At 70.1% G+C, this 4042-nt stretch carries 5 protein-coding genes and 1 pseudogene; 2 read left to right on the forward strand and 4 right to left on the reverse strand.

All coding sequences use genetic code 11. From position 1 onward, the window contains the following. Positions 1 to 283, reverse strand: a pseudogene (locus HMPREF0591_RS33250) (MMPL family transporter); the annotation flags it as partial. A 166-nt stretch (positions 284 to 449) separates the two neighbouring features. Here HMPREF0591_RS33250 and fni point away from each other — a divergent pair. Both fni and HMPREF0591_RS23865 read left to right on the forward strand, forming a co-directional pair. Then, entirely contained in the window at positions 450 to 1475 is a 1026-nt protein-coding gene (fni, locus tag HMPREF0591_RS23860) for a type 2 isopentenyl-diphosphate Delta-isomerase (protein ID WP_040623818.1), read from the forward strand. Positions 1476 to 1486: 11 nt separating this feature from the next. Further along, positions 1487 to 2737 (forward strand): glycosyltransferase, encoded by a 1251-nt coding sequence (locus HMPREF0591_RS23865; protein ID WP_007171265.1) that lies wholly within the window; start codon positions 1487 to 1489, stop codon positions 2735 to 2737. On the opposite strand, the gene HMPREF0591_RS23870 is transcribed toward HMPREF0591_RS23865, so the two are convergent. The 3 genes from HMPREF0591_RS23870 to HMPREF0591_RS23880 all read right to left on the reverse strand — a co-directional run bounded on the left by HMPREF0591_RS23870 (position 2734) and on the right by HMPREF0591_RS23880 (position 4036). Further along, a complete protein-coding gene (locus HMPREF0591_RS23870) occupies positions 2734 to 3321 on the reverse strand; it encodes a MarR family winged helix-turn-helix transcriptional regulator (RefSeq protein WP_007171266.1) in 588 nt (195 codons plus the stop codon). The genes HMPREF0591_RS23865 and HMPREF0591_RS23870 overlap by 4 nt on opposite strands. Before the next feature lie 138 nt (positions 3322 to 3459). Next, entirely contained in the window at positions 3460 to 3795 is a 336-nt protein-coding gene (locus HMPREF0591_RS23875) for a DUF3140 domain-containing protein (protein WP_007171267.1), read from the reverse strand. Between the two features lie 25 nt (positions 3796 to 3820). Continuing rightward, positions 3821 to 4036 (reverse strand): hypervirulence associated TUDOR domain-containing protein, encoded by a 216-nt coding sequence (locus tag HMPREF0591_RS23880; protein ID WP_040623943.1) that lies wholly within the window; start codon positions 4034 to 4036, stop codon positions 3821 to 3823. Positions 4037 to 4042: the final 6 nt, after the last annotated feature.

Raw genomic sequence — 4042 nt, forward strand, 5'->3', positions numbered from 1 at the left:
CGCGGGCCGCTTGGGCGGCGGACACGTCGGCGGGGCTCAGCGCGGCGCCGTCGGCGCGGCTCACGACGAGGATCAGGGGAACGCGGTCCCCGCCGGGGAACTGCCGGGCCATGGCGTCGACCCGGGCCGAATCCGAGCCGGTCGGGACCGAGAGCGGCGCCTGTCCCGCCGCCCCGTTGGCGCCGACGGCCGCCATGAAACCGGCGCCGAGCAGGATGGCGCCGAGGGCGAGCAGCCACGACCACCGCCCCGTCAGGGCTGCGGCCACGCGATCCCACACCACGAATAGAAGTCTTTCAGTATGTTAAACATTAATCAACTGAAATTACGCATCCTCACGCATTGAGCGCCGACGGTACGCAACAAGGGGCACTATGGACATTATGGATCTGCGGGGCCGGGGTTCCGTTGCGCCGGGGGTGACTGCCGTGCCGGTCGACGGCGGCCCCATGACCACCCGCAAGCGGCGACACATTGACGTCTGCCTGGGCGAACAGGTCAACTACGAGCATCTCAGCACCGGGCTGGACCGCTACCAATTGCCCTACAACGCCCTCACCCAGACCAGCCTCGGCGACATCGACCTGTCCACCCAATTCTTCGGTGTCCGCCTCCGATCGCCGGTGCTGATCGGCGCGATGACCGGCGGTGCGCAGTTGTCGGGCACGATCAACAAGAACCTGGCCGCGGCCGCTCAGGAACTCGGCGTCGGGATGATGCTCGGCTCGCAGCGCATCATGCTGGACAGCGCGCTGGGGGAGCAGGCGGCGGCGAGCTTCACGGTTCGAGACGTCGCCCCGGATGTGTTGTTGTTCGGTAACATCGGGCTGGCCCAGCTCACCCGGGCCGCCGTGCCCGATCTTGCCAAGGCGCTCGACCGGGTGGGCGCCGATGCCCTTGCGGTGCACACCAATCCGTTGCAGGAGGCTATCCAGCGCAACGGGGACACCGACTTCTCCGGGTCGCTGGGCAGGCTGAGGGAGGTGGCCGACGCGATCGAATGTCCGGTGCTGCTCAAGGAGGTCGGTCACGGGATCGGCGGCGCCGCGGCCGCCGAACTGGTCGGCGCGGAGGGGGAATTGCCGGTTTCCGGAATCGACGTCGCGGGTGCGGGCGGGACCTCGTGGTCGCGGGTCGAGCAGTTCGTCCGCTACGGCGAGTTGCGGTACCCGCACCTGGCTGACTGGGGCATCCCGACCGCGAGGGCGATCGTGGAGGTGCGCGAGGTGCTGCCCGGCATTCCGCTGGTGGCTTCCGGCGGTATCCGCACCGGCATGGATGCGGCCAAGGCGATCGCGCTGGGCGCCGACGTCGTGGCGGTGGCTCGCCCGCTGCTGCCCGCCGCGATCGAATCCGCCGCGGCCGTGGTCGATTGGCTGCAGCCGTTCATCGACGAACTACGGGTTTGCCTGCACGGCTGCGGTGTCACGAACCTCGCGGGGCTGCGCGCCGTCGAACTGACGCCCGTCACATAGGTGCGTGCGCCATGGCGGTGATACTGGCCTACGGGTCGCCGGCCCTGGGGCACCTGTTGCCGGCCGGGGCGCTGCTGGCCGAGCTGGCCGGTCGCGGTCACGAGGTTCACGCCCGCACCATGGCGGACGGGGTCGCGACGATGCGCGCGGTCGGCGTGCACGCCGAACCGGTCGCCCCCGACATCGAGGCGATCGTCGGCGAGGATTGGCGAGCCAGAAACGCACTGGGAGTGCTGAAGTCGACGATCGACGTGTTGTGCCGGCGAGCGGTGCTCGAGGTCCGGGATTTGCGCCGCGCCGTGGATGCCGTCCGGCCGGACGCGATCATCGTGGACGCCAACTGCTGGGGGGCCATGTCGGCCGCGGACGCCGGGGATACGCCCTGGCTGGTGTTCTCACCGTTCACGCCGTACCTGCGGTCCCGCGGGGTGCCGCCCTTCGGCCCGGGGATGCGTCCGCTGCCGGGCATCGTCGGTGAGGCCCGCGACGCCTCGGTCCGACCGATCGTCCGGTATCTCTTCGACCGGCCAATGTTGCCGCGGATCAACGCCATTCGCGCCGACCTCGGGGTGGCGCCGGTCGGTTCGGTCGACGACTTCATGCGGCGCGCGCCGCTGCTGCTGGCCGTCGGCGGTGAGCCCTTCGAATATCGGCACCCCGACTGGGCCGGTCTGGTTCACCACATCGGCGCGTGCGTATTCGAACCCGCGCAGACGGCCACGCCGGAGTGGCTCGCCGCGATCAACCGGCCCGTGGTGCTGCTGAACACCTCCTCGATCAGGCAACCCGACGCCGCCCTGGGGCGGATCGCGTTGCGGGCGCTGGCGGACGAGCCCGTCCACGTGGTGGCGACGTTCCCGGCGGGCGTGCCGCCCGATCTCCCGCGGCCGGCCAACGCGACCATTCGTCGCTTCGTCCCCCACGCCGCCGTACTCGAACGAGCCACCTGCGCCGTCACGCACGGGGGGATGGGCACGACGCTCAAAGCCCTCGACCGCGGCGTGCCCGTGTGTGTCGTGCCGTTCGCCCGGGACCAGGCCGAGGTCGCCCGGCGCGTCGAGGTGGCCCGCTGCGGCACCCGGCTGGCGGCCAAACACCTCACCCCGGCGCGGCTGAGGGCGAAGGTGCGCGCGGCGATGACGATGGCCGACGGGGCGCGTCGGGTGGCTGCCGGGTTCGCCGCGACCGGAGGTGTGCGGCGCGGGGCGGACCTGATCGAGCAGCGGGTGCTCGGCTCCGCGACCCGGCGGCCGGTGCGCTAGGAGGCCGGGCGGTCGCCGGCCTTGCTCACCGCTCGGCGCCGGCCCTTGGCGGGCGCGCGTTTCCCGTTGGCCTCCGGCGCTTTGCGGGTCGTGGCGTCCAGGCGCGATTCGAAGGTGGACATCGCCTCCATCATCGCCAGGAACACCCGGTGCGCGGCCATCAGATCGCGATCGGGCACGCCGGCGAGGGCCGCTTGCAGTTCCGCACCGAGCGGGGTGAAGAACGAGCGGGCCAACGCCATGCCGGATTCTTCGTAGCGGAGCAGCGTTTTGCGCCGGTCGTCGGGATCGGGCTCGCGCCGGAGGTGACCGGAGTCGATCATCCGGTCGACCAGGTAGGTGATCGCGGCGGGGGAGACGTCCAGCCGTTGCCGCAACTGTGCCGGCGTCAACGGCGTTCCGGCCGTTTCGGCGACCATGATGTGCAGCAGGGCGTGCAAGTCGGTGCCGCCGACCTCGTTTTGACGCGCGAAGTGCCGGCCGATGCGGTCCGATTGCGCTGTGAGTGCGCGCATGTCGGCCGACATCAACTTCTCGAGTTCGGCTCGGTCCAATCGCCGATCGGTGGCGCCGCGCTTGGTCACTTACCTGTGTCCTTCTGCAAGATTCGCCGACCAGCGTATCGGCGGCCGCCGCGCGCGGCCCGCTAGCCCCGGTAAGTGTCTCGTATTCGCTTCCGTTTGGTCGGGGAATCGGAGGTCGGGCGGGCACATGCTGGCTGATCAGGACTTCGTCGGGTCGTGGCCCCAGTTCATCAGCGAGTAGCGCCAAGCGGTCTCGTCGACGTTGCCCCGGGGCCGTTGCGCGAGGTGGCGTCTGGCGTAACCGACCACCTTGCGCATGTGCGCGTAGTCGTCGGCGCTCAGGTCGCCCCGGTTGGCCCGGAGAATGTCGACGATGCGGCGACCGCTGGCATGACCGGTCGATTCGTCACCGCCGCGCTTCTGTCCCACACCCCGCGACTCGTCGGTCGCGAGCCACTTCTCCAATTCGCCGGCGGTCATGTTGACCGTCTCCCGGAAGCGGTCCCAGGTGGCTTTCTCGTCATCGGTTGCCATCGCTCATCCACACGCTCGTCGCGGGTCAGTCCGCGGGGCGCAGCGCGCCCGGCTTGTGCACCGCGTCCGCGCCCGTCTTGTCGCTGCGTACCTTGTACTGAGGTTCGTCGTCGGACGCCCGCACGACGCGTCCGGCGGCCTCGGTGTCGGAGGTGATTTTTCCCTCGACCGTGCCCCGGACGGTGGTGCCGTGGCTCTTCCACTCGACCTTGTCGCCTCGGTGCAATTCCTTGTCACTCATGTCGCT

It is taken from the genome of Mycobacterium parascrofulaceum ATCC BAA-614 (assembly GCF_000164135.1).
Classification (GTDB): domain Bacteria; phylum Actinomycetota; class Actinomycetes; order Mycobacteriales; family Mycobacteriaceae; genus Mycobacterium; species Mycobacterium parascrofulaceum.

Coding starts and splice junctions, on each gene's coding strand:
- HMPREF0591_RS23865 (WP_007171265.1), top strand. CDS start 1,487: ATGGCGGTGATACTGGCCTACGGGTCGCCGGCCCTGGGGCACCTGTTG.
- HMPREF0591_RS23880 (WP_040623943.1), bottom strand. CDS start 4,036: ATGAGTGACAAGGAATTGCACCGAGGCGACAAGGTCGAGTGGAAGAGC.
- HMPREF0591_RS23875 (WP_007171267.1), bottom strand. CDS start 3,795: ATGGCAACCGATGACGAGAAAGCCACCTGGGACCGCTTCCGGGAGACG.
- fni (WP_040623818.1), top strand. CDS start 450: ATGACCACCCGCAAGCGGCGACACATTGACGTCTGCCTGGGCGAACAG.